The 24,664-nt window shown below is 45.2% G+C and carries 20 protein-coding genes; 8 read left to right on the top strand and 12 right to left on the bottom strand.

The genetic code is table 11. The annotated features are described in order from the left end of the window. The first annotated feature begins 148 nt into the window (after positions 1-148). Complete coding sequence (locus tag ACZ2XM_RS04640) at positions 149-643, top strand: pyridoxamine 5'-phosphate oxidase family protein (RefSeq protein ID WP_490587211.1); 495 nt, start codon at positions 149-151, stop codon at positions 641-643. A 108-nt stretch (positions 644-751) separates the two neighbouring features. On the opposite strand, the gene pgsA is transcribed toward ACZ2XM_RS04640, so the two are convergent. Next, positions 752-1,411: a CDP-diacylglycerol--glycerol-3-phosphate 3-phosphatidyltransferase gene (pgsA, locus tag ACZ2XM_RS04635; RefSeq protein WP_490587210.1), complete on the bottom strand. Its 660-nt coding sequence runs from the start codon at positions 1,409-1,411 to the stop codon at positions 752-754. A 929-nt stretch (positions 1,412-2,340) separates the two neighbouring features. Here pgsA and ACZ2XM_RS04630 point away from each other — a divergent pair. Continuing rightward, the gene (locus tag ACZ2XM_RS04630) at positions 2,341-2,667 is read left to right on the top strand and encodes a hypothetical protein (protein ID WP_490587209.1); all 327 of its coding nucleotides are present in this window, start codon (positions 2,341-2,343) and stop codon (positions 2,665-2,667) included. A gap of 178 nt (positions 2,668-2,845) precedes the next feature. Here the strand turns inward: ACZ2XM_RS04630 and ACZ2XM_RS04625 are convergent, their stop codons facing one another. Together ACZ2XM_RS04625 and ACZ2XM_RS04620 are read right to left on the bottom strand one after the other, a co-directional pair. Beyond that, positions 2,846-3,178: a hypothetical protein gene (locus ACZ2XM_RS04625; RefSeq protein WP_490587208.1), complete on the bottom strand. Its 333-nt coding sequence runs from the start codon at positions 3,176-3,178 to the stop codon at positions 2,846-2,848. A gap of 366 nt (positions 3,179-3,544) precedes the next feature. Further along, entirely contained in the window at positions 3,545-4,759 is a 1,215-nt protein-coding gene (locus ACZ2XM_RS04620; RefSeq protein ID WP_490587207.1) for an NAD(P)/FAD-dependent oxidoreductase, read from the bottom strand. 207 nt (positions 4,760-4,966) lie between these two features. On the opposite strand from ACZ2XM_RS04620, the gene ACZ2XM_RS04615 reads away from it, so the two are divergent. Next, positions 4,967-5,659 (top strand): DUF1345 domain-containing protein, encoded by a 693-nt coding sequence (locus ACZ2XM_RS04615; protein WP_490587206.1) that lies wholly within the window; start codon positions 4,967-4,969, stop codon positions 5,657-5,659. Between the two features lie 146 nt (positions 5,660-5,805). Here ACZ2XM_RS04615 and acs read toward each other — a convergent pair whose 3' ends face one another. Continuing rightward, complete coding sequence (gene acs / locus ACZ2XM_RS04610) at positions 5,806-7,782, bottom strand: acetate--CoA ligase (RefSeq protein ID WP_490587205.1); 1,977 nt, start codon at positions 7,780-7,782, stop codon at positions 5,806-5,808. Between the two features lie 655 nt (positions 7,783-8,437). Between acs and ACZ2XM_RS04605 the strand changes: the two genes are divergently transcribed. Further along, entirely contained in the window at positions 8,438-9,595 is a 1,158-nt protein-coding gene (locus tag ACZ2XM_RS04605; RefSeq protein WP_490587455.1) for a BaiN/RdsA family NAD(P)/FAD-dependent oxidoreductase, read from the top strand. Between the two features lie 125 nt (positions 9,596-9,720). On the opposite strand, the gene ACZ2XM_RS04600 is transcribed toward ACZ2XM_RS04605, so the two are convergent. Further along, entirely contained in the window at positions 9,721-10,839 is a 1,119-nt protein-coding gene (locus tag ACZ2XM_RS04600; RefSeq protein ID WP_490587204.1) for an alkene reductase, read from the bottom strand. A gap of 380 nt (positions 10,840-11,219) precedes the next feature. On the opposite strand from ACZ2XM_RS04600, the gene ACZ2XM_RS04595 reads away from it, so the two are divergent. Next, positions 11,220-12,473, top strand: coding sequence for a hypothetical protein (locus tag ACZ2XM_RS04595; protein ID WP_490587203.1), 1,254 nt, complete (start codon positions 11,220-11,222; stop codon positions 12,471-12,473). A 67-nt stretch (positions 12,474-12,540) separates the two neighbouring features. Here the strand turns inward: ACZ2XM_RS04595 and ACZ2XM_RS04590 are convergent, their stop codons facing one another. Then, positions 12,541-13,449 carry a DMT family transporter gene (locus tag ACZ2XM_RS04590; protein ID WP_490587202.1) on the bottom strand — a complete coding sequence of 303 codons (909 nt, stop codon included), beginning with the start codon at positions 13,447-13,449 and terminating at the stop codon, positions 12,541-12,543. Positions 13,450-13,623: 174 nt separating this feature from the next. Further along, positions 13,624-14,802, bottom strand: a complete 1,179-nt coding sequence (gene trpB, locus ACZ2XM_RS04585; protein ID WP_490587454.1) for a tryptophan synthase subunit beta — start codon at positions 14,800-14,802, stop codon at positions 13,624-13,626. Positions 14,803-15,181: 379 nt separating this feature from the next. Between trpB and ACZ2XM_RS04580 the strand changes: the two genes are divergently transcribed. Together ACZ2XM_RS04580 and lplA are read left to right on the top strand one after the other, a co-directional pair. Then, entirely contained in the window at positions 15,182-16,792 is a 1,611-nt protein-coding gene (locus ACZ2XM_RS04580; protein ID WP_490587201.1) for a GMC oxidoreductase, read from the top strand. 198 nt (positions 16,793-16,990) lie between these two features. Further along, positions 16,991-18,004: a lipoate--protein ligase gene (lplA, locus tag ACZ2XM_RS04575; RefSeq protein WP_490587200.1), complete on the top strand. Its 1,014-nt coding sequence runs from the start codon at positions 16,991-16,993 to the stop codon at positions 18,002-18,004. Between the two features lie 89 nt (positions 18,005-18,093). Here the strand turns inward: lplA and ACZ2XM_RS04570 are convergent, their stop codons facing one another. Both ACZ2XM_RS04570 and ACZ2XM_RS04565 read right to left on the bottom strand, forming a co-directional pair. Continuing rightward, a complete protein-coding gene (locus ACZ2XM_RS04570; RefSeq protein WP_490587199.1) occupies positions 18,094-18,789 on the bottom strand; it encodes a hypothetical protein in 696 nt (231 codons plus the stop codon). Next, complete coding sequence (locus ACZ2XM_RS04565; RefSeq protein ID WP_490587198.1) at positions 18,786-19,739, bottom strand: hypothetical protein; 954 nt, start codon at positions 19,737-19,739, stop codon at positions 18,786-18,788. The genes ACZ2XM_RS04570 and ACZ2XM_RS04565 overlap by 4 nt, the downstream gene beginning before the upstream one ends. Before the next feature lie 221 nt (positions 19,740-19,960). Here ACZ2XM_RS04565 and ACZ2XM_RS04560 point away from each other — a divergent pair, with 221 nt between their 5' ends. Continuing rightward, on the top strand, positions 19,961-20,377 hold the full coding sequence (locus ACZ2XM_RS04560) for a VOC family protein (RefSeq protein ID WP_490587197.1): 417 nt from the start codon (positions 19,961-19,963) through the stop codon (positions 20,375-20,377). Between the two features lie 163 nt (positions 20,378-20,540). Here ACZ2XM_RS04560 and ACZ2XM_RS04555 read toward each other — a convergent pair whose 3' ends face one another. The 3 genes from ACZ2XM_RS04555 to ACZ2XM_RS04545 all read right to left on the bottom strand — a co-directional run bounded on the left by ACZ2XM_RS04555 (position 20,541) and on the right by ACZ2XM_RS04545 (position 24,515). Next, the gene (locus tag ACZ2XM_RS04555; RefSeq protein WP_490587196.1) at positions 20,541-21,281 is read right to left on the bottom strand and encodes an SDR family NAD(P)-dependent oxidoreductase; all 741 of its coding nucleotides are present in this window, start codon (positions 21,279-21,281) and stop codon (positions 20,541-20,543) included. 172 nt (positions 21,282-21,453) lie between these two features. Further along, positions 21,454-22,092, bottom strand: a complete 639-nt coding sequence (locus ACZ2XM_RS04550) for a DUF2238 domain-containing protein (RefSeq protein WP_490587195.1) — start codon at positions 22,090-22,092, stop codon at positions 21,454-21,456. 287 nt (positions 22,093-22,379) lie between these two features. Then, on the bottom strand, positions 22,380-24,515 hold the full coding sequence (locus ACZ2XM_RS04545) for a 2,4-dienoyl-CoA reductase FMN-binding domain-containing protein (protein ID WP_490587194.1): 2,136 nt from the start codon (positions 24,513-24,515) through the stop codon (positions 22,380-22,382). Positions 24,516-24,664: the final 149 nt, after the last annotated feature.

Raw genomic sequence — 24,664 nt, 5'->3', positions numbered from 1 at the left:
CATACACTCACAACGCTTTACGGGCTTGCTATATAGAGTCGGACTTAAATCTAGTTATTATAACTGCAGATTGGTGAACGACCCTTTGGTTCTACTAACCCTACCCTATTAACAATGACAATAAAATTGGCAACAATAAGGATGTTTTATGAGTAAGCAAGCCCATATCGATAAAATTCGTGAGATGGTAAAAGACGTTAAGTATGCCATGATGACTACGGTTACCGCTGAAGGTCATCTTCACGGCTGCCCAATGACCACCAGTGAAACTAGCCTTGGGGCTAAAGAGATTTGGTTCATCGGCGATAAAAAATCTGAATCAGTAACGAATATTAAAGGCAATCCGCAGGTTAATTTAGCGTATGTCAGCCAGCAAGATAAAGACTATGTCTCTATCAATGGTACAGCTGAATTAGTCGATGATAAGGACAAGCTAGACGAGCTATGGTCACCGGTTTACAATGCTTTTTATGAGCAGGGTAAAGAAGACCCAGACATTCAATTGATTAAAGTTGTACCTAATGGTGCTGAGTATTGGATCAGTGGTAACAGCGTTATCAATGCTGTGAAAATGGCAGCGGCTGCAGTCCAAGATGGTAAAACGGCTGAGAGCATGGGCGAAAACGCTTCTATTGAATTTTAATAGTTGCTTGCTTATGCTTATAAAGATAAAGCACAAAAAAACGCCAGAGCTTACTCTGGCGTTTTTTATTGGCTATCTGTTGGCGGTGCTAGTTAGTAAGGTTAGCTGTTAGCCTTCTTTTAAATAAGGCCAAGCTGCCTTCATATAAATCATCATCGACCACAGCGTTAATATCACTGCAGCAATCATCAGCACATAGCCTAGAATTTCTAGCGACTTCCAATTAAGCAGCAGCACAATAATCGCAATCATCTGAAACGTCGTTTTTAACTTACCCACGTAGGAAACTGCGACACTAGTACGGTTGCCCAACTCTGCCATCCATTCGCGTAAGGCTGATACGGCAATCTCTCGCGAAATAATGACGATAGCGGCAATCGACATAATAATGTTGGGATGCCACTGCACGATAATAATCAAAGCTGCCGCCACCATCAATTTATCGGCCACGGGGTCCAGGAAGCGACCAAAGGCCGACGTAATATTCATGCGCCGTGCCAAATAGCCATCGAGCCAATCCGTAATCGCGGCCAATACAAACAATAGCGTCAATACCAGATGACGTAAGGTACTGTCGCTAAACTCCACCATCGACATGCCAAGGTTGGCAATGGCATTGTTAGAAATCATAGGCACCCCAATACCGAGGGCGGGAGGCCAATAAGCGATAGCGACAAACAACGGAATCATTAGAATCCGCGCGATAGTCAGATTATTGGGGAGGTTAAAGATACTTTGGGTTGGCGCATTAGGCGTAAGATCGGTCATGGTAACCTGTCAGTTTGTCAAATATCACAGTGTGCTCTTGTGCCCTTCTCCATGAGCTGCTGCCTATTTAAAAGCAACACTAGGCAAAAGATAGAGACGATAAGTTGTAGAGGTAAGGGCTTATGAGCTAGCGGAACTACGATAGCCACTCTTAATATAATGGCATAGATAAACGTTAATATTGAATATCTTGCCGGCAAGCTTAGCATCTTTAGCTCGTAGCGTCAGTTATCAAAACACTTTTAATAGCTGCTGGCCGTTAAAAGCGCCTCTTAACTGGAAAAGTGTCTTTTAACTAGCTTGCTAATAAGACTATAGGATTTCACAAAAATGTGGACTTATAAAATAACTATGTCAATGTAGCAAAACTAAGTAAAACGTAAGTTCGTGTAAACCTAGTAAAGAAAATGACTAGAGTTCAGCTATAATTAAAGCTTAGGAAACACTTGTAAACTATACTTGTAAAATATAATAGTTCCTTTATACTTTTCCTCAGCCCACAGTTCCTCCTCTGTGGGTTTTTTTTGTCCTCTCTAATCGTCGTGGCATATAGGTTCTTGCTTTTGAAATAGCGAATTGACCACCATTTTGATCACTAATTGAGTATTTTAAGGGCCTGTCATTGCTAAAGTTATTTTTAATCGCATATTATTAGTCCTTTATAAAATATTTCTTCCTTAATAATTTTGAGGATAAACGACATTGTTAATATTTCGCTACATTAACCTCTATTTTGCCCACCAAGCCAGCAACAATCATTCTATTTAAACCATTATATTAGGCCTTTAACATTATAAGCAGCTGGCCAATCACTGTAGCATGAAACAACTATTGTCCCTCGCGTAGTTCCTATTGATTATAAATTCTGCTCTGTGCCATAGCTTGCTGGAACCATATAAAGACCGTAAGTCTCTACTATAGGATTAATTATGAAAAAAATATTATTAGCCGCCACTATGTTAATGGCCACCAATATGGCTTTTGCCAGCGCCCAAGATTGCACCCCTATCCAAAAAATGGCAGAGAATGCTATGAAATTTAGACAGTCGGGCATTCCTATGGATAAAGCCATGCAACTTGCTGATGCAGTGGCAGGAAAAGACGAAGCGGATGCAGGGGTGAACCAGCTGATGAAAGGCATGATTACTAATGCCTATGCGCAACCCGTACAGAAAGACGAGGCGCAACAGCGCAGTGCTGTAGAAGGGTTTGCTAGCGCCGTGAATTCAGCTTGTATGCAAGAAGCGGATCGTTAAACTTTAACTAGCGGCCTATCGTTATCTAAGATAAGAATGGTAAGTCCAAAAATGCTAAGCCCAAAAGCGCTAAAAAAATAACCCCTAGCTAATGTTAGGGGTTATTTTTTATTTAAGCCTATCAAGCCTAAGCCTATCTGTTGCCGACCACTATTAAAAACAGATATGGCAACCTAAGTTATTTTGGCAACGCTGCGCCATTACTTGCCACGGTCACAGCTTTACTTTGTGATACATCGCCATCGTGTAGGTAAGACTTAACCGCTAGTATTGCGCATTCTAAAGACGTTGGGGTATCTTCGACTTCGCTACAAGCATCCAATTGGGTCTCGTAAGCTTGAGTGCCATAATCGCTATGCGGTAGCTGCTCTGCCAAATCGTTATACTCATAAAAGGCATCAATCATACACATGATATTTTCGCCATCATATTTAGCCGCCTGCAGACATTCATTATAGCTGCTATCGACGCTTTCTTTAGTAAGTTCAGTATTTTGGCTAGTTACAGCCATAGCTGGACTACTCAAAGCTAGACAAGTTAATAAGCCAAATGTGACCTTATTTAATGTGACTTTTAATGACATAGGACAAACTCTTTTAATAGATTTAATGGCTACTGATTCAATCCACTCAAAACGTAAGCAACTCAAAACGGTTGCTGATGACTGCTGATGATTGGGCTTAGACTTAGTGAGCTACTGTAATGGAAATACGAGTAAATTTGTGAATACCGCGCGTAAACGCTGTATGGCAGGTGTAAATTTATCTGCCCTTTTCCCTATCATGTTACCCAACCCTGATAGTACTGAACGATTAGTAAGCTATTGAGTTGCCTATTTATCTTGATGGGAAAGGACTAGGGTTAAATAGAACTGTGGCTAAATAGAACAAATGCTAGCCACACTTAAAGCCGCTTGCTGATAGCAGCTTTCGATACGCCCCTGCCCGCACCAATCGCCAGACACTAGCCATTGCTTATCCTGATCCCTATATAAGGTTGGCGAGGTTTGCGACTCGGTTGCCGTAGCCGCATAGCGCCAACGATGGCAATCAATATGCTGGGGCGCCTGACGGTCAGTCCACCCTAGTATTTGCTGCACAGCAGCTAATAGCGTGGCTTTGACACTCTCAATATCATCATCAACGTGCTGCTCTGACCAAGCATTATCAGCATGGATAGTGATACTCGGCAATACTTTATCGCGCTGCGGTTTCGTGTGCTCAATGAATAGCTTGCCAATACTCGCCCCTTGATTAGCCCCCGCTACCTCCAATACCTCCCAAGTCGCGTCTGCAATACTGGCGGGCAAAGTAGTGAAGTCTTGCCAGCCCAACATCAAGGTATAGCAGGCCACCATTTTACGCTGGGCTATCTCCTGTTGGAAAGCAAAACTGGATGACGCGAGCAGTTCATTGGCTTGAACGGTTGGCGCTGTCACTATCACCCAGTCGTACTTGCCCAAGGCGTTGCCCTGATCATCCCACAGCGCTGTATTTATTTGGGCCGTGTGGTCGATATGAGGGTCCGCTAATGGCGCAACGCGGGTTTTATAATGCAGGGTGGTGTGCTGCAGCGCCTTCGCTATAGCTCTCCCCCAACTGGTCATTTTAGGGCTGCTGATATAGCGAGGCTGGGCATCACTCCATAGTTCGCTCAGACTAATGACCTGCATCTCTGCAGCCGTTGTGGTCAATTGCGCCACTTGCGCATGCCAAGGGGTTAAGACATCCTGCGCCAACCAAGGTTGGATAAATTGCTGAAACTCGCTACTCTTTGCGGTAAAAAACTGCGCGCCAAATTCAAACTGCCACTGTTTATCTTCGTCAGCGCCGTCAGCCGTATGACTAGTCGCTGGCTTTTTATAACGAGTGGCCAGACGGCCTACCCCGCCAGACTTCTCAAAGATATCAGTCTTCAACGCTTGGCCTAACTCAGCAAATTTACGCTCAAGCAAGGTCGCCGTTATGAGGCCCGTAAGCCCCGCACCAATAATAGCGATACGGGTTGGCAAAGCTGTAGTAGTAGCATCGGCAGCAGTAGCCGTATTAGGATTAGCAACAGCAGCATTGAGAGAGCGGATAGACTCAGGCATGGCAATCAGCACACAGCAGTAAAGGTGCGCTCATTGTGTCAAAGTGGTGCGAGATTGGCTAGCGTTATTAATGGCTTTGAGGTAGCAATAATGGCAGCCTGCTTGGGCGGGCAGTTTTAATTTTCTATTAGTAATTATGCTTAATACCATCAGAAAATGTGCTTCAATACCTCTTAGCACTTTACTCACCCTATTAAGGTTTGGCGTATGCCGGCATCCCATCAGATCAATCGTCACTCCCCTAGCCCTTTGAGCAGCCATTGGCGCTTGATGCTCAGCCTGCTGTTGGGCGCGAGTATTGGGTTCGCTTTTTATGTTGTGCAATCGCTCTCACTTAGCACCTGTTTTCTCATTGCTTGGGACAGCACGGTCATCTGTTATATCGCTAGTATTATCTACATGATGCAGAGCGATACGTTGCACCAGCATCTGACTCAAGAGCACGAGGGTAAGGCGCTGATTCTAACTTTAGTGCTGTTAGCCAGCCTCGTCTGCTTATTTTCGCTTAATAGGCAGACCCATATAGGTAAGGACTACCAAGGTCTGGCGCAGTTACTGAATCTAGCGTTGACCATAGGCACTATCTTTTTGGCTTGGCTGATGATTCAGGTCATCTTTGCCCTGCAATACGCTTATCTTTACTTTTCTGCGCGCAATAATAATACTCCCGCACCGCTGGTGTTCCCTGAGGACAGCGCTACTACCACGGCTACAAGTCAGGTCGAGTTTGCCGACTTCTTTTATATAGCGGTCGCTATTGGCACCTCAGGGCAGACGGCCGATGTGCCTTTTACCTCCACCGCTGGCAGAAAGTTAGGTACCTTGCACTGCATTATCGCCTTTATCTTTAACCTAGCCATTATTTCTTTATTAGTGAGCATCATTGCCGAGTACTTATGAGCACTGTTACATAATAAGCCCCCCTTATAACGCTTGCCAATAAAGTCCCTTTTCCTATCCAATGAGTTGAAAAACCCCCATAAAAAAACCTCACTACCCAAGAAAAGTGAGGTTTTTGATTGAGCTACTATTCAGAGGAACTAGATTTAGCCCTGCTGGCAGCTGGCTTGTTTTTCTGTTTTGACCGTTTCGATTAACTCGTCCAAGATATCCGCATCGGCTAGCGTTGAGGTATCGCCTAGACCTTCGTATTCACCCGCTGCGAGCTTACGTAGCAAGCGGCGTAGGATTTTTCCTGAGCGGGTTTTTGGTAACGCATTGACGAGGTAAACCGCATCAAGGTTGGCAATAGGGCCCACTTCCGCCCGCACGTGACGATTTAGCTCACCCTTAAGCGACTCAGAAGGCACTTCGCCCGCTTTCAAAATGACGTAAGCACAGACGCCTTGGCCTTTGATATCATGCGGCATACCAACGATAGCTGCTTCAGCAGTAGTCGGGTGCGCGACTAGAGCACTTTCGATTTCGGCTGTGCCTAAACGGTGGCCCGATACGTTGAGGACATCATCAACACGGCCCGTGATCCAGTAGTGACCGTCTTCATCCCGCATTGCCCCGTCACCGGTGAAATAGTTGCCAGGATAAGTCGTAAAATAGGTCTCTAAAAAGCGCTTGTGGTCGTTATAAATGGTGCGCATTTGCCCAGGCCAGCTGTCTTGAATCACTAAGTTGCCTTCGGTGGCGCCATCCAGCACCTCACCATCTGCATCAACAATCGCAGGTTGAATGCCATACAGCGGGGTCATAGCAGCGCCTGGCTTCATATCGACCGCATTAGGAAGGGGTGCCATTAAGATACCGCCAGTCTCCGTCTGCCACCAAGTATCGACGATAGGACAACGGGCCTCACCGACCACATTGTAGTACCAGTCCCAAGCTTCTGGGTTGATAGGCTCACCGACCGAGCCCAATAGTCGTAGGCTAGAGCGGTTCGACTCACGCACAAAGGCATCGCCTTCTTTCATCATCGCGCGGATAGCCGTTGGCGCCGTATATAGGATGCTAACGTCATGCTTATCAATGATATGGCCGATACGTGACCAAGTAGGATACTGCGGCACGCCTTCAAACATGACCGTGGTAGTGCCATTAGCCAGCGGGCCATACAACATGTAACTGTGGCCCGTCACCCAGCCCACATCAGCCGTACACCAGAACACATCATCGTCTTTGACATCAAAGACATCACGGAAAGTGGAGAGCGCATAAGTGATATAGCCGCCAGTAGTATGGACGACGCCTTTGGGCTGGCCGGTCGAGCCTGAGGTATAGAGTAAGAAAAGTGGGTCTTCAGCGTTCATAGGTTCAGGTGCGCAGTCTTCCGTCGCATTATCGACGATGGTGTGGTACCAAGCATCGCGGCGGCCACTCATAGGGATCGAGTTACCGGTGCGGTGTACGACGATGACCTTTTGCACACATTCTGTACCATCAATATCTAAAGCGCGATCGACACTGGTCTTCAATGGCGTATGTTTGCCACCCCGCATGCCTTCATCGGCGGTGATGACTAGCTTGGCTTGGCTATCAATGATACGGCTAGCGAGACTTTCTGCTGAAAAACCACCGAATACTACCGTGTGGACGGCACCAATACGAGCGCACGCCAACATAGAAATAGCTGCTTCTGGAATCATCGGCATATATAGAGCGACGCGGTCGCCTTTGCCCACGCCCATTTTGCGCATGGCGTTACCGAGACGGCAGACTTCGGAGTACAGTTCTTTGAAAGAGATGATTTTATGCTGGGAGGGGTGATCGCCTTCCCAAATGATGGCAGGCTTAAAAGGGTTTTCTTTGAGATGGCGGTCGATACAGTTGACCGAAATATTCAGCTCACCGTCTTCAAACCATTTGATATTGAAATCATCAAGGTCGTAATTAACGTTTTTGATTATGGTCGGTTTTTTCATCCAGTCAATCAGTTCAGCGCGTTCAGCCCAAAACGCTTCGTTGCTCTCATGAGATTGGATAGAGTTTTGATAGTCTTTAGCGTATTTTTCTGGATTGGTATTGGCTTTGGCAGCGAATTCAGCGCTGTTGGGATAAGACTTCATTGTCATTGTGTTGCTCCTGCAGTAGATAGCGCTCCCCTGCCAGGCTGAATTTTGGCCCTTAAAAAACCATACTGTAGATGGCTGTCATAAATGGACCCATAAATCTCAAACCTTACCAACAGGGGCAACGTTTCATCTTCCATAATGGGATTGCCCGAATGAATAGTGTGACAAATAAGGGCGTTTGTTGCAAGGTAAACCCGACTTGATAGGTATTTTTAATCATGATGGTAATACGATATCTATCATTATAAATAATAATCCTTAATGAAAAAGTGGATTAATCTGCTGTTTTACGCCCAAAATGGTAGGCCAATCGTCATGAAAGCCTAGGACGTGTTGAAAGAAACTATGTGGTAGCAACAGACCCTGTATAATACCCCTAACAAAATTATTAGCGGCATTGTCGTTATTAAACATCGTTATTAAGCACCGCTTTTAAGCGTCGTCATAAAGAGCCGCCGTTAACGAGCGCTTTACCCCACTCCCCCCTTTTATACTGCTGAACTGAGCTACTGCCCCTATGTCTGATACCCTTAAGCCTGACGCTAGCAAAAAATCTCCGCTACTCTCTCGTACGGCTAAACTACCTGCCTGCCCGCCTGAGCATCACTATGACGTCATCATTATTGGTGCTGGAGCTGCCGGTCTATATTGCGCTATGACCACAGGACAGCGAGGCCGCAAAGTGTTAGTGCTCGACCATGCCAATAAAGCGGGCAAAAAAATCCTGATGTCGGGCGGTGGCCGCTGCAACTTTACCAATTACGTGGTCGAGCCGAATCACTTTATCAGTGACAACGCGCACTTTTGTAAATCAGCGCTGAGCCGTTATAGCAATTGGGAGTTTATTGGTCTAGTTGCCAAACATGGTATCGCCTATCACGAGCGCGAGCACGGCCAACTGTTCTGCGATGATTCTTCCAAAGAGATTGTAGCGATGCTGCTGGCAGAATGTGACGCTGCAGGGGCTAAGGTACAGTTGCAAACGGACATCACTCATATCAAGACCTTGCCAGAAGATACTGTAGCTGCCGATAACCAGCCAAACTATGTATTACAGACCTCCAAAGGGGACTATAGCTGCGCCTCACTGGTGGTGGCGACAGGTGGTTTATCCATTCCAACTTTAGGGGCGTCAAGCTTTGGTTACGAGCTCGCCAGCGCCTTTGGTCACGAAATTCACAAGACCGATGCCAGCCTAGTGCCTTTTACCTTTACCGATAAAACGGGCGATTTAATTAAGTCGCTGGCGGGGATTAGCTTGCCGGTAGTCGCTTTTAATGAGCGCATCTCTTATCGCCTGCCACTGCTGTTTACCCATCGTGGTCTCTCGGGACCTGCTATGCTGCAGCTGTCGAATTATTGGTATCCGGGGGAGTATATCCATATCAATCTACTGCCAGAATTAGACGCCGCTGAGGCATTATTAGCCCATAAAGCGGCGCACCCTAAACAGCTGATCCGTACCTTATTTACCGAGCACTTCCCGAAAAAACTACTGGCAGCCCTACAAACACACCTGTGGGAAGACCTAAAGACAACCGAATTGGCCAATATTAAAGACGAGCGCTTAGTACAACTAGGCACTACTTTAAATGACTGGCAACTGAAACCGTCGGGTACGGAAGGCTATCGGACGGCTGAGGTAACAAGAGGCGGGATTAATACGGCGGATGTCTCATCAAAGACTATGGAAAGCAAACTGCAGCCCAACCTCTACTTTGTAGGGGAAGTATTGGATGTGACCGGCTGGCTCGGTGGTTATAACTTCCAATGGGCTTGGGCGAGTGGCTTTGTCTGTGGTGAGGTGGTTTAGGCCAATTTAATGGCTAATTTAATCTAAAGCAGCTCCTATCAAAAAGCCCCGAAGCATAGCGCTATCGGGGCTTTTTTTGCTGAACAACAAATACCGTTAATAAATACCGTTGCTGAATAATTAACCTAAGACGTTGAAGTCTCAGTATCAGCTAAAAAAGGATAGTCCGTATAGCCTTCGCTGCCACCACCATAGAATGTTTCTGGATGCTGCTCATTGAGTGGCGCGTCTTGTTGAATACGCTCAGCGAGATCGGGGTTAGCGATATAATCACGCCCAAAAGCGACGGCATCGATATAGCCGGCTTCGATATTTTTCACAGCTTTTTCAGCGGTATAGGCACCGGCAGCTACGATAACATTATCAAAAGCAGCACGGATTTGCTGACGGAATTCATCCGTATACGACTCACCACCCGCCCAATCAGGCTCAGAGAGATGCAAATACATAAGACCGCGTTGATTAATCTGCTCGATCAGCCAAATGTTATCTTCCACGTTATAGCCAGCTTCCACACCATTAAAGCTGCCCCATGGCGAGATACGAATACCGATATGGTCGGCATCCCAAGCGGCTACACAGGCGTCGATCACGGCCAGCATAAAGCGGGCACGGTTTTCTTTGCTGCCGCCGTAATTGTCATCGCGTTTATTGATGTATTCTGCCCAAAACTCATGCAATAGATACCCATGCGCACCATGAATCTCTATGCCATCAAATCCTGCTTCACGGGCATTGCGGGTTGCCTGTGCAAAGTCTGCAATCACTTGCTCTATTTCTGCCACACTTGCGGCGCGTGCTGGCGTCACATCGACACGAATGGCATTGCCTTCGCTATCTCTGAGCGTGGTACGTACTTTGACGTCGGTATCCGAGGCCGAAATAGGCGCACGCCCTTCAGGCTGCACGCTCTTATGCGACACCAAACCGGTATGCCACAATTGCACGACGATTTTGCCGCCTTTCGCATGCACAGCATCCGTAATGACTTTCCACGCCACAATTTGGTCTTCAGTATGCAAACCCGGCGCACCCGCATAGCCTTTGGCACCAAAAGAAACCTGTGTGGCTTCAGTAATTAATAAACCACTGCCTGCGCGCTGCGAATAATACTCAGCGGCTAATACCGTCGGTACATCGTCCGGCTCAGTCGCACGTAAACGCGTCAAAGGTGCCATCATAATGCGGTTTTTTAAAGTTTGTGTGCCCATTGTTAGGGGTTGAAATAAGATATCGTTAGCCATAAAAAGCCTTGTTGTCCGTTAAATTAGAACAATTATAAAATGGATGAATTAAAGATAAATAAGAGATAAGCCGTCGATTTATAACCATTAATAGGCCATCATTGCCAGTCATTAATAGTTACTAGACGAACGGTCTATTTGTTAACTTTGTCCTTTATAAGGTATAAAGGCTATTATTCCAAGGGGGCGTTACAAACAAAAACACCCCTCAAGGCATAAAAATAGCTTAATAGACGCCTTAAAGCCGACCTTAGTAAATATTAACCTTATGAAAATATTGAAATTATAGAACTTCTTAGGGGTAATTTTGCTAAATAATTAACAGTAATTGAGCCGCAACATCATCAATATTTAGCCAGAAATAATCAGAGGATTGGGCTATGCGTAAACCAACGGTACCATTCATGATGGCCACGAGCCTACTTTTGGGTTTGAGCGCCTGCCAGCCCGATCCGGCTGAGCCAGAAACTGCGGATAACAATCGGCCTGCTGTAGCGCCCGCCCCTATCGAACCTGCCGAGTCAGCTACTGAGCCAAAGCTAGAGGACCCGACACTGGCGAATGCCGAGCCTAATGCTGATGTCGATGTGAATACTGATGTTGATGCTGGTGTTGCTACTGATGCCACTAAGCACACGGATACTCAGGCCATCACCCCTGCGCCGCCCTCAGCTGCGACGGCTGCAACTAAAAATCAACAGCTCTGCGCTAGTGTCAGTAAAACTATCGCCGCTGTAAATAGTAAAAGCAAAATGGCAGAAGTTACGGCCGTTCAAGATTTATTGCGCGACTGCTTACCCGCAGCGGATAATGCCACCGTCTTACAATGGCTAGCAGCGTATCAAGCCATGTATGAGCGTTTTTTAGCGTTGCCCAATACCGATACTAGCCATCAAGAGAATTTTTATACCGTCATGGATAAGGCCGCAGCAGGTAAACCCGTACCGGCCGCTTTATTCAAGACTATGAGCCCAAGGGTGCAGTATTTAATCGGTTTGGTAGAGCAGAAGGCAGACGTCAGTGTGCAATATTTAGGCGAAGGCGACTTTCGCTTTAATCACGATTTAACAGCGATGGCGAAACTGTTTACCCCCTACTTGCGTAAAGACCAAGCCGCATTCACTCAGCGGATGGCGCGAGACAATCAAGGCATCTTTTGGAATGACGCGGCGATTGCGGTGCCCTTTAACGAGTTGATAAATCGCGCTTTATTTTGGGAGAGTTATAGCCAACTTTACCCTGATGGTTACGCTACCCGCGATGCCAAAAGACTATTTAACATTTATCGTTATGTGCTGTTTTTCGGCTCTGAAAACACCCAATGGACCGATGATGCTATCCGTAAGTTTGATACTCCAGCCCAAGCACAAGCTATGCAGCAATTGGCCAAGCGTCCTAATAGTGTGTTGGCAAAAGATGCCCAGACATTCTTAGAGTTTATGACCTTAGCCGATAGTGAACGTGAGCTAAAGTACCCACATTCAGCTAACGAGACCGCTGATAATATGCAGCGAGAAGGACAGCTAGCTAAGCAACAACTGAGAGACGCCCTACAAATTCTCTCCCCTTGGACAGCCGAGGATAATCGCAATTGTCTAGAAGGGGTGGTCTGTACCACTTATAGAGGGGAATAAGTTATACAGGAGATTAAGTTACAAAGAGGAATAAGCGCTCCAGTTTTATCTTAAAGCTAAACCGGCACTAAGCATGCAGCATCTTTTTAATAGACAAATCTAAAGATAAATAGGTACCAAATAGGATAACGACTGAACCAATAATAGCTGGTAAGTCTAAGGCTTCTCCTAGTAATAAATACCCTAGAAAAATAGCGAAAATGGGAATGACTAAAGTGATGCTGGTCGCGCGAACTGGGCCAATATTTTTGATTAATTGATTCATAAAAATTAGCGCAATAGCGGTTGAGAATACCCCGATGCAAATCATCGACACCCAAGCTTTTGCGCTAATAGTCGCGCCGTAAGGAAATTGATAGACCGCTACCGGCAGCATAATCACACTGGCAATCATTAGCGAGCCCGCGGTAATGGCAATCGGAGACACGTGTTCTAAATAATTACGCGTGACATTGGCGCCTAACGCATACCCCACACAGGCAAATAGCGCATAGCCCATGGGCATCAAGCCTGAGCTAGCGCCGACACTCGCCTCTGCAGCGGCATTGCCAAATAAGTTTTCACTCATCAGAATCATTACGCCCACTACCCCGATGATCAGGCCTAAGATCTGTTTTTTAGAGAGCTTATCTTTAAAGAAGATGCTGGCGATAAAACCACTCATCATTGGTACCGAAGCATTTAATACGGCCAATACCCCAGCATTGACCGAACGTGCGGAAATAGAAAACAAGATAAAGGGGATAGCAGCAGAAAACAGCCCCACGAGGGTTAACGCTTTCCAATTCTCCAGGATACCCACTCTATTTTTGGCACTAAATAGCACAAAAACGAGCATGGTCAGCCCTGCTAAGACGACCCGCAAGCTAGCAAAGGCGAGCGAGCCAAACTCCGGCACCCCAATGCGATAAAATATAAAAGACAGCGACCACATAAAGGAGAGCATAATAAAAGTAATAAGGTCGCGTCTGGTCATTGAGATATCCTATGAAGGCTGTAAATGGCAGCTAATCAACCAAGCTGCTGCCGCTGCTATGAAGTAAAAAAATATCATAATGATAACTTTTAAATCACTTTACAGGGATGTTTTTTCTCAATTTATAACAACTAAATACTTAAATTACTCCTTATTTTTCACTGCTAAAATCGCCTATAAATCGACTTTATCCAAAACAAAGTCAATATCCTTGTCGCCGCGACCGGATAGGTTGACCAAAATACTCTGGTCGGACGACATATCTTTCGCCACTTTCATCGCATAAGCAATGGCATGGGCGGACTCTAATGCTGGGATAATGCCTTCCATCCGCGATAGCGCCATAAACGCCTCTAAGCACTCTTTATCGGTAGCCGACTCATAACTGGCGCGTTGTAAATCTTTTAATAACGAGTGCTGCGGCCCTACGCCAGGATAATCTAAGCCTGAAGCGATTGAATGTACCGGAGCCGGCTCGCCTTTCTCATCAAGGAGAACATAACACTTAAAGCCATGGATTTCGCCTTTCACTCCTAAACTCATGGTGGCAGCATGATTGGGCGTATCTAGGCCTTCCCCCGCGGGCTCTACCCCGACTAAAGCAACATCCTCATCGGCTAAAAAGCCGCTAAATATACCAATAGCATTAGAGCCTCCACCGACACAGGCGACGACTTTATTAGGCAGCTTGCCGGTGGTCTTTAAAAATTGTGCGCGGGCTTCATGACCCACTACCGATTGAAAATAACTCACCATCTCAGGATAAGGGGCAGGCCCTAACGCGGAACCGATAGCAAACATACTGCTATCGAGCTCGCCCAAATAAGTGTTGAAAGCGCTGTCTACCGCTTCTTTTAGCGTACCTGCGCCTTCTGATACCGGGACAATCTTAGCGCCTAGGATTTTCATACGGCTGACGTTAGGATGTTCTTTTTTAATATCGACGACGCCCATATGAATCTCGCATTCGATACCCATCAATGCTGCTGCAGTGGCCAAAGCTACCCCATGCTGACCTGCGCCGGTCTCAGCGATAACTTTGGTTTTGCCTAACTTTTTCGCCAGTAACACCTCGCCTAAGCAATGGTTAATTTTATGCGCACCGGTATGGTTGAGGTCTTCACGCTTAAAATAAATCTGTGCGCCGCCGCAATGCTCACTTAAGCGTTGAGCATGATAAATCGGGCTAGGTCTACCGACATAAGTCTCACGCAGTCGCTGCATCTCATTAATAAAATCTGGCTCTTTGATAATTTCACGGAAGCCTACTTCGATCTCTTGCATGGCTTTGGCAAGGTCTGGATGACCAATTTTGCCACCATACTCACCGTATAAACCCTCTGTGCTAGGCATAATCGAGTGATGTAAACCGTATTTATTCAAGCCATTGCTGTTGCTGGTATCTATTGCTGTCGTCATAGTAAACCTTCTCTCGTTAATCATGGTGTTTGTTAATAAGTTCATCAATGAGGTAATTAATTTCTAACCAGAATCATTATTGTATCTTCGTTCTAGTACACTGAAACAAATTCTATGCTAACTCTGGATTTAGGTCAAGCGACATCTATCAACACTATGTTTAATCAAAAGAATTTCTTTATTAGCCGTTATAATCGTGCGATTGGGACACAATAATGATAGGTAAGATTGCTAAAATAACGCGGCTTTATTTAAGCCTCATTAATGCACTGCCTTCTTCTTAACATCATTCGGTCAATTACTAGGATTTACTATGCAACGTCGTAAATTAATCAAAGCTATGGGCTTAGGGGCGATTGGCGCTACTAGTATGGTGAGTGGTTGTCAGACTTTCCCAAAAACGCTACCGCAAACCTCAGCTAGCGAGCCTATCCAAGCTGGACACTTTAGTAACATTATCGTGGGTAGTGGTTATGGCGGGGCAGTATCGGCGTTACGCTTGGCAGAGCAAGGCCATCCTGTCCTCATATTAGAAATGGGGATGCGTTGGGATCGCTCCCCTAAGCACAATACCTTTTGTAAAATGATTAGCGCCGATGAGCGTTCTAGCTGGTTTTCCAATTGGCCGAACGCCCCTATTCCTATCCCTAAACCTATCAAAAAATACCCTGGGGTCCTCGACTTAATCGAATATGACGAGATAAAAGTGTTCGCTGGCCGGGCTTATGGTGGCGGCTCTATCGTCAATGGCGCGATTGCCATTCAACCCCGACGCTCACATTTTGAGGCTACCTTCCCGTGGTTAGATGCCGATGAGATGTATGACACTTTCTTTCCTAAGGCAATGAAAGCGTTAAAGGTTAGTCAAATTCCTGCAGAGTTTTTTAATCAGACGAAACATTACGAGTTTACCCGTGCCGCCGAACGCCAAGCTGAAAAAGCTGGACTAAAAACCGAGTTTTTCGGCAACAGTTATGACTTTGACTATATGCAGCGCGAGGCCAAAGGTGAAGTGTATGCATCGGCATTGGGCGGTGAGGTCATCTATGGGAATAATGCGGGCAAGTTTTCACTCGACCTAACTTATCTTAAGGATGCGGAAGCTACGGGCAATGTAACCGTTAAAACTCTGCGTAAAGTAGCGGCTATCCAACAGCTACCCAATAATAAGCTGCGCTTAGAAGTCCACGTGTTAAACCTGCAAGGCGGCATTGCTAAAGTTGAGCACTATACTTGCGACAAACTCTTCCTGAATGCGGGCAGTACGGGTACTTCTGAGCTGTTATTAAAGAGCCAAGCTGAGGGATACTTACCCCATCTCAACGAACATATTGGCCAGCATTGGGGACCCAATGGCAATATCATGACTGGGCGTAACTTTGTGGCTGCCGCTGGTGCTATTCAATCGACCATCCCCGTGAAAGCTATCAATATGTGGGACCCGCAAGAGGGCGCGACGGAGCCGGCAGAGTTTAAAATATTTGCTGAGATTGCACCGTTACCACTAGGGTTGGAGACTTGGACCACGCTATTTTTAGCGATTACTGATAACCCTGAGCGCGGCAATTACTACTACGATAAAGACTCTAAGTCGGTCAAACTCAACTGGAAACGCTCACAAAATGAGTATTCTGTGCGTGCCGCCAAAGCCTTGTTAGAGAAGCTCGCCGCTGCTAATGGCGGTAGAATATCTAGCTTATTATTTAATAATGGTATTGGTGATAACTTTTGCTATCACCCACTTGGCGGCTGTGTGCTAGGCAAAGCCACGGATGAATTTGGCCGGGTCAAAGGGCATAAGAATATTTATGTGCAGGATGGGTCGCTCATCCCAGGCAGTGCTGGCGTGAACCCTTATGTGTTTATCACGGGGCTGGCTGAGCGTAATATGGCGACTATTTTGCGTGAGGATTTTAAGGGTTAGCGAGGATATTTAAGGCAAAGAGTTTTAAGCATTGCATAAGGAAGTCTTCATTGCTTGCACTGAGAAGATAAGCTTTATGGCAATAAACCCAGACTTAGCCCCGACATTATTATATATCTGCCGTAAGGTGCGCTATCATTGCTTGAAGATATTTATACGCCGCTAGATTATAAAAACCGATTTAAAAAGGACTAAAAAATGAAACTAAGAATCTTAAAATCAGCCGTGACCAACCCATGGTTTAATCTCGCCACCGAAGACTGGATCTTCCAAGCCCTTGATCCGCAGTCACACACGCTATTTTTATGGCGCAACTCAGAGACTGTGGTCATTGGCCGCTCACAGAACCCTTGGGTAGAATGCAAAACGGATAAGATGGCAGAGGACGACGTCTTTTTAGCGCGCCGTCAAAGTGGTGGTGGCGCGGTATTTCATGATTTGGGCAATACCAACTTTACCTTCTTATCGCCCAAAGCCGATTACGACCAAGAAGCTAACTTTACTATTATCATTAATGCCCTCAAAAAACTGGGCGTAGACGCTACCCTTTCTGGCCGTAACGATATGCAAGTCGGCGATAAGAAGATATCAGGCAGTGCCTTTAAACACAGCGTTGATCGTAGCTTTCACCACGGTACTTTATTGGTCAATGCGGATATGCAAAAGCTAGGCGATTATCTCAACCCACACCCGCTGAAACTGCAAGCAAAGGGTATTAAGTCGGTACGCTCCCGAGTCGCCAACTTGGTTGAATTTAACGAGGCTATTAATCATGAGACCTTATCCCAGGCAATGATTGAAGCTTTCTGTGAGTATTATGGACAAGACGTGGCAGATACTCCAGTTGAGGAATTGGACGAGGCGACCCTAGCACAAGAACTCCACCTTAATAAATACTATCAACAGATGGCCGATTGGGAATGGCGCTTTGGTAAGACCCCGGAATTCTCCCATCATTTAGAGACTCGCTTTGATTGGGGCTTGATTGATTTGCATTTGGATGTGAAACAGGCGGTGATTACCGAGGTGGTTATCTTCTCAGATGCGTTAAATGTAGAGTTGATTGAGGTGTTAAAAGAAGCGCTGACTGAGGTTAAATATAATCAAGAAGCTATCAGTGCTAAGTTGGCTGCTTTAAGTGAGGCACAACCTGAGATGGCCGCGCAAATTGCTGACTTTTCTGCTTGGTTAGTGGGTGAGATTAAGGGTTAGAGCAGAGTAAAGTAAGAAGTTTTTATGCTAGAAAAAAGGCAGTTGCTATCTTACAGCAACTGCCTTTTCTGATTGAACGACTACTTACCTTAAGCAAGGTTTTGAAAACTCAACTTGCTAACTACCTCAGGAATATATCCACTAAGCGCTGGCTGCTTAACTAAACCTAATAGCTCATATATCTGACCGCCAATTCCTGGCTGGACTTCACCTTGCTCAGTTTTTTCATCATCTAAAGCAAAGCAGTAAAATTTAAACTTACTCGCAATCTCATCAGGAAATTCAGCCTTTAATTTTGACTCTGAATCTTTGTGAGCTACAGGTGATAAAATAAAGATATCTTCAATATCTTCCATCTTATCTATCATTTCGATGAGGTTGGTCCGAACCACACAACTGCCTGACATAATAGATTTGACGATAACGATATTATGCATCTGCTCAAAATTTGGTTCAATGAACCTATGCAATATAGGGGCCACGCTAGCATGGTTGGGTAGCTGATAATGATGGTTCCAAAATACAGCTAACTTTGTATCGATACCCTGATTTTGTAAGGTCGATGACACCCCATATTGAAGAAAATCAGCATCTTCGGCTGTCGATACTATCAAGGTACCAGTATGGGTTTTAGATTTTAATAGGGGAGAAACCTCCTCAGCCAGTAATCTACCTAACGCGACCATAGTTTCTTGATAACGTTTGGGTACGTCTAAATGGGCAAAAAGGTTGTTTAATTGCCTTTTCGCTTCAGCTGTGGCGATAGGTGTATATACCCTATTCATTTTACCTCTCCCTTAGTAGAGGGCTTAAGAGATTGCTCGATATCAGAGCCTGTAATAGACAGAAAAAGAGCTATTAACTCCTGAATACTTTGGACTTCGTCTCTAACTTCACTTGATACTTTATTAAGAGAATTTATATTACAGGTCGCTGTAAAAGACTGGTTTATAGTCACTGTTAATACATCATAGTTTAAACCATAGGATAAGTAATGTGAATTTTTTGTCAAAATTTGCATTACCCATTTAGGAATTTGTGCCTCACTTTTTCGAAATTTTATAAAAGGGCTTGGTCGACCCTCAAACTCAGCTTGGCAGAATATATCGTTAATAGTGGCATAGTTCCCCGATTGTAAAATACCATGTATGAGTACTGCTGCATAATCATAACGGGATGAAAATGTATCATCTATAAGCTTTGAGATATGCTGCTTTAAATCCGTATTCATTAGTAGGTCATAGATATTTTTATGGCACTTAAAATATTGGGATGTGTCTTGGCCTTGTAGCTCTATAGGTATCTTCCCCTGATTAGCGAGAGCTTTTTTTGGGTCTGATACAAGCAGAGTGTTTTTTGTGCGACTTATACCGTAAAGGGCAATATCGATTTCCCTTTGCAACTTAAAGCGCTCACTTGTCTCTTGAGTCCAATCAGCCGAAGCTAAAGATGAGTTTTTCGCCTGGTAGTTGTACTTTGTGTTTTCTTCATAGTCTATATGACATATATCATCTACAAAGCTAACCGCTTGAGTCTGAATAATTTGATTTTCGCAATTGTGCGGATATTTAGCGGCTATCTCAAACACTCTATAAAGTAAAAACTGATTCTCATAGTCACGGCCTTTATAATTATTGTTGCCGCCTCTGTGCACATTCTCTAGCTTATTTTTGATCTTCTCCCCATAGTTATTCTTTACAAAAGCTATCACCTCACCTTTGTCTGGTTGACTCATATTGTGCCCTCAAGTCATTATTTTAATAAATGTGATGATTACCACATGAAGTTTTCAGAAACGTCGGTTGAGGTTTTAGAGTATGCTAAATCTTTAGTGGTCGCAAGCTCGCCCCATGAGAGCTCAAACTCATCGGCTAATCCTATCATGCTACCACTTACGGAAAAGCCAAAAACACCAAGGCTAGAAAGTTTAAATAACCATAACTCGTAAGGCAATTTATGCAATATTTACACGCAATGATCAGAACCAATAAACTAGACGATACCTTGTTCTTCTACTGTGATTTGCTAGGTCTCAAGCTGCTGCGAAAAAAGGATTCGGAATCAGGACGGTTCAGCTTATATTTTTTAGCGACACATGAGGGGGCGCCAGAGATTGAGCTGACGCATAATTGGGATGAGGAAGAATATACCAACGGCAATAACTTTGGCCATTTTGCCTTTAGAGTCAATAATATCTATGAGCTGTGCGAAAGCTTAATGGGTGCGGGTGTGCAGATATTGCGACCGCCAAGAGATGGCTATATGGCTTTCGTAAAAGACCCTAATCATATCTCCATCGAGCTGCTGCAAAGTGGCGAGCGTCTCGCACCAACTGAGCCTTGGGTTTCAATGGAAAACATTGGGAGTTGGTAAGCTGTAGAGTCAACGCTACCGTGACGTTTTCTAGAAAATAATTAAGCAAAAAAGAGCCCTGCTACACGATTTAAATAATGTAGAAGGGCTCTTTTTTATTAGTACTTCATATATAAAATTAAGACAGTTATAAAAGATTAGCAAGTCATCAGGCAATGAGCTATTAGGTAGCCATAATGCCGCCATCCACAATAAATTCCGCACCGGTCGAATAACTGGATTTATCTGACGCTAAAAAGGCCACCAAATTCGCTACTTCTTCAGGCTTACCGATACGTTTCATTGGGATATTTTGGATATAGTTTTGCACCGTATCTTTGATATCATCAGCCTCAACACCTGGAGTTTGTATCGCTCCTGGGTGCACAGAGTTTACGCGAATATTATACTCGGCATATTCCTGCGCCACAGCTTTAGTCAAGCCCGTAGCCGCAAATTTAGAAGCGTTATAGATAGAGTTACCCGCTGTGCCCCGCAAGCCTTCAAGCGATGAGATATTTACGATAGAACCCCCACCCGCTTTCTTCATCGAGGGAAGTATCTTTTGCATACCGTGAAAATTACCAAACAAATTAACATCTAACAATTTCTGTAAATCTGACCCAGTAAATTCTATAAACGGCTTCATAATATCGATGCCAGCATTATTCACCAACACGTTAATATGGCCAAACGCTGCTTCCGCATGTTTAATTGCTGCTTCCCAAGAGTCAGGATCGGTGACATCGAGTTTAACAAAAGTAGTGTTATCACCTAGCTCTTTGGCTAACTTCTCTCCTTGCTCAGGCAAAATATCAGTGATAATAACTTTTGCGCCTTCTTCGATTAACTTACGTACATGAGCTTCACCCAAACCTTGCGAACCACCGGTGACGAGAGCGACTTTATCTGTTAATAATTTCATTATATTGACCTTTGTAGTTATGATTATAAATTTTATAAAATCAGTCTACGATGGTAGCAAAGATAAAATAGATTCTAGATTTTAGCTTGCTAGAAGTTACAAGGTTTGCAGGTTTCGTACTTAGGCTTATATTACTTTTACATTGTTAGTGCTTGTTTTATATGATTAAAATTTAGGTAGCCTTGATTACCACTTTGCGGATACTGGCATCCTGCCACTTACGGAAAAAGGCCAAAAACACAGCCGAACCAATCAACGCCATAAACATATCCGATTGCGTGTCCCAAACATAGCCCTGCGTCCCGAGAAAGGCTTCTGCATCCTCACCAACTGCGATAGCTACCCACCACTCTACCAACTCATAAAAAGCACTAAATGCCAAACAGACTGATACGACAAACACCAGTAACCAACGTTCATTTTTGACCACATTCAAGCGCAGTAATAGCTCCCTAGCAATACACGCCGGCACGAAGCCCTGAACGAAATGCCCCAACTTATCGTAGTAGTTGCGCTCCCATCCTAACCAATTGGCGATAGTATCGAACAAGGGCACTTCGGCATAAGTGTAATGACCGCCTACCATTAATACGATGCAATGCAACAATATCAAAAAATACGTCAACCTTGACCAAGTAAATTTATGGTAAGTCGCGGCTAGGATGACCAGACCAATTAGCGCAGGCGCCACCTCCAATAACCAAGTGAAATAATTCTTAGGATGAATACCCGACCAAATGAGTACCGCGAAGAATATTGCTAACCACAGTAGTTTTAGTGAACTGGGTTGCCCTTTATTTATTGTATTCATTAAATTTTTAATCTTCCTTGACTAAGATACAGGATGCTTACTGACGACGTATAGACTGATATTAACACCAATATCGTTCAAACAAAAAAATACCGCCAACCATAAAGGCAGCGGTATTTTATATAATAAATGATGTCAAACAGCTAGAGTTTGATTTAAAACAGATACGGTGCGACTGGGAGAAATTTTTTGCAGCCTTTGAAAGCCTTTGGCATACAACCAGCCATAAAAATTTTTACCCGTTGCACGACCCATAATGAACCGATTTTTTTAAACTTTCCGATAGCTTAAATCTGTGCAGCCACTTCAGCCCCATCACGAATCGCGCGTTTAGCATCTAGCTCAGCAGCGAGCTTAGCACCACCAATCAAATGGTATTCCGCATCTGGCGCATCGCCAACATTGGGCATCAAGTCATTGACTGACTCTTGGCCCGCACACACGACTATACTGTCAACGCGGAGCAATTGGCTTTGGCCTTGTGGGTTAGTGACCCAGATACCTTCAGCCGTAACTTTTTCGTACTGCACGCCAGCCATCTGCATGACACCATGAGATTTAATATGTGCGCGATGGACCCAACCTGAGGTTTTGTTTAGGCCTGCACCCAAGCGGCCTTTGGTACGCTGCATCAGATATACTTGGCGCACTGGCGTAAGTTTTTCTGGACGCTCAAGGCCACCATCGGTTTGATAGTCGGTGTCTAGCGTGACGCCCCACTCTTCACGCCATTCCTCTAGCGGCTGTGGCTCAGGACGGTACGTTGGGTCTTTTAGCGTGGCTTCGCCCAACTCGTGTAGCGGCTGACCATGACGCGCGGTTAAGTACTCACTTACGTCAAAACCAATACCACCAGCACCGATGACCGCGACTTTTTCGCCCACGGTAGCCGTGCCATTTAATAGGTCGGCATAACTGATGACGTTCGGCATGTCCGCACCTGGTAGTTTACCTTCCAGACTGCGCGGTACCACACCTGTTGCGATGATGACGTGGTCAAATTTACCATCATTTAACAGCTCTTTCGTCACTGGGGTATTCAACTTAACCGTGACACCTTGATGCTCAAGCTCATTGGTATAGTAGCGAATGGTCTCAAAGAACTCTTCTTTACCTGGGATAACTTTGGCATAGTTAAACTGACCGCCCAAGATATCTTTAGCTTCAAATAGCGTCACTTTATGCCCGCGTGAAGCCGCTACAGTAGCCGCTGACATACCCGCAACACCGCCACCAACGACCGCAACTTTCTTCGGTTTTTTGGCTTTCTTATAGACCAGCTCGGTCTCATAGCAGGCTTGTGGGTTGACCAAACAAGTCGAGCGTTTATTTTCAAACGTATGGTCGAGGCAGGCTTGGTTACAAGCGATACAGGTATTAATACGATTGGTCTCGCCAGTCTTAGCTTTATTAACCCAATCCGGATCGGCTAAGAAGGGACGGGCCATTTGGATTAAGTCTGCCTGACCATTGGCCAGCACTTGCTCGGCAGTCTCTGGCATATTGATACGGTTTGCTGCCATGACGGGGATATTAACTTCCGCTTTAATCTTCGCAGTAAAGTCAACGAAAGCAGCACGGGGCACGCTGGTCACGATAGTCGGGACACGCGCTTCATGCCAACCAATGCCTGAGTTGATGATACTAACGCCGGCTTCTTCTAGGGCTTTGGCGACTGTAATCACCTCGTCCATCACGTTACCATTAGGCACTAAGTCAATCATCGACAGACGGAAAACGATAATGAAGTCTTCACCCACCGCTTTACGGACAGCGCGGACGATATCTAACGGAAACTTCATACGCGCATGGATGTCGCCGCCGTATTCATCGGTACGTTGGTTGACGTGCGCCGATAAAAACTGGTTGAGCAAGTAGCCTTCCGAGCCCATGATTTCCACACCGTCATAACCCGCTTGCTTAGCCAAGGTGGCACTGCGCGCATAATCTTCGACGGTTTGTTTTATGTTTTTTACGCTCATTTGGCGCGGCTTAAACGGTGAAATAGGCGATTTTACTGGGCTTGCCGACACCACAAACGGATGGTAACCATAGCGACCACTGTGCAAGATTTGCATGACGATTTTACTGTCGTGTTTATGCACAGCACGGGTAACGCGTTGGTGGTTAATCACGTCTGCCTTGGTATTCATTGTGCCACCAGCAGGCAATAACCAGCCTTCCCGGTTGGGCGAGATGCCTCCAGTAATCATCATAGCCACGCCGCCTTTAGCCCGCTCAGCGAAATAAGCCGCTAGCTTGCCATAGTTATAAAAACGGTCTTCTAGGCCCGTGTGCATAGAGCCCATAACAATACGGTTTTTTAAGGTAGTGTGCCCTAAATCTAACGGCTCAAAAATATGTGGGTATGGGGCATTATCGGTCTGGGTAGGAATTGAACGGTCGGTAGCGGCAGCTTCCATGGTATATCCTTATAAAGAGTCAAAAATAGAAGTAAAAGTGAGGTGAATGGGAATAAAAATAGGGGGTATAGAAAAATTTGATTAGGGCATTAATAAACGCTCTGATGTGGCCATAATCGCGCGAATCCCTGCGCAAATGGTAGAGCAAC

Source organism: Psychrobacter sp. CoH-33_TS_01 (assembly GCF_058189395.1).
This window is presented reverse-complemented; position numbering and strand designations above follow the sequence as displayed.

What these genes read in the sequence shown, in the direction of transcription:
- ACZ2XM_RS04620 (WP_490587207.1), bottom strand. Translation starts at nt 4,759, where the DNA reads ATGCCTGAGTCTATCCGCTCTCTCAATGCTGCTGTTGCTAATCCTAAT.
- ACZ2XM_RS04640 (WP_490587211.1), top strand. Translation starts at nt 149, where the DNA reads ATGAGTAAGCAAGCCCATATCGATAAAATTCGTGAGATGGTAAAAGAC.
- ACZ2XM_RS04550 (WP_490587195.1), bottom strand. Translation starts at nt 22,092, where the DNA reads ATGAATACAATAAATAAAGGGCAACCCAGTTCACTAAAACTACTGTGG.
- ACZ2XM_RS04630 (WP_490587209.1), top strand. Translation starts at nt 2,341, where the DNA reads ATGAAAAAAATATTATTAGCCGCCACTATGTTAATGGCCACCAATATG.
- ACZ2XM_RS04565 (WP_490587198.1), bottom strand. Translation starts at nt 19,739, where the DNA reads ATGAGTCAACCAGACAAAGGTGAGGTGATAGCTTTTGTAAAGAATAAC.
- trpB (WP_490587454.1), bottom strand. Translation starts at nt 14,802, where the DNA reads ATGCCTAGCACAGAGGGTTTATACGGTGAGTATGGTGGCAAAATTGGT.
- ACZ2XM_RS04595 (WP_490587203.1), top strand. Translation starts at nt 11,220, where the DNA reads ATGCGTAAACCAACGGTACCATTCATGATGGCCACGAGCCTACTTTTG.
- ACZ2XM_RS04555 (WP_490587196.1), bottom strand. Translation starts at nt 21,281, where the DNA reads ATGAAATTATTAACAGATAAAGTCGCTCTCGTCACCGGTGGTTCGCAA.
- ACZ2XM_RS04615 (WP_490587206.1), top strand. Translation starts at nt 4,967, where the DNA reads ATGCCGGCATCCCATCAGATCAATCGTCACTCCCCTAGCCCTTTGAGC.
- acs (WP_490587205.1), bottom strand. Translation starts at nt 7,782, where the DNA reads ATGACAATGAAGTCTTATCCCAACAGCGCTGAATTCGCTGCCAAAGCC.
- ACZ2XM_RS04590 (WP_490587202.1), bottom strand. Translation starts at nt 13,449, where the DNA reads ATGACCAGACGCGACCTTATTACTTTTATTATGCTCTCCTTTATGTGG.
- ACZ2XM_RS04560 (WP_490587197.1), top strand. Translation starts at nt 19,961, where the DNA reads ATGCAATATTTACACGCAATGATCAGAACCAATAAACTAGACGATACC.
- ACZ2XM_RS04545 (WP_490587194.1), bottom strand. Translation starts at nt 24,515, where the DNA reads ATGGAAGCTGCCGCTACCGACCGTTCAATTCCTACCCAGACCGATAAT.
- ACZ2XM_RS04580 (WP_490587201.1), top strand. Translation starts at nt 15,182, where the DNA reads ATGCAACGTCGTAAATTAATCAAAGCTATGGGCTTAGGGGCGATTGGC.
- ACZ2XM_RS04605 (WP_490587455.1), top strand. Translation starts at nt 8,438, where the DNA reads ATGACCACAGGACAGCGAGGCCGCAAAGTGTTAGTGCTCGACCATGCC.
- ACZ2XM_RS04600 (WP_490587204.1), bottom strand. Translation starts at nt 10,839, where the DNA reads ATGGCTAACGATATCTTATTTCAACCCCTAACAATGGGCACACAAACT.
- ACZ2XM_RS04570 (WP_490587199.1), bottom strand. Translation starts at nt 18,789, where the DNA reads ATGAATAGGGTATATACACCTATCGCCACAGCTGAAGCGAAAAGGCAA.
- pgsA (WP_490587210.1), bottom strand. Translation starts at nt 1,411, where the DNA reads ATGACCGATCTTACGCCTAATGCGCCAACCCAAAGTATCTTTAACCTC.
- ACZ2XM_RS04625 (WP_490587208.1), bottom strand. Translation starts at nt 3,178, where the DNA reads ATGGCTGTAACTAGCCAAAATACTGAACTTACTAAAGAAAGCGTCGAT.
- lplA (WP_490587200.1), top strand. Translation starts at nt 16,991, where the DNA reads ATGAAACTAAGAATCTTAAAATCAGCCGTGACCAACCCATGGTTTAAT.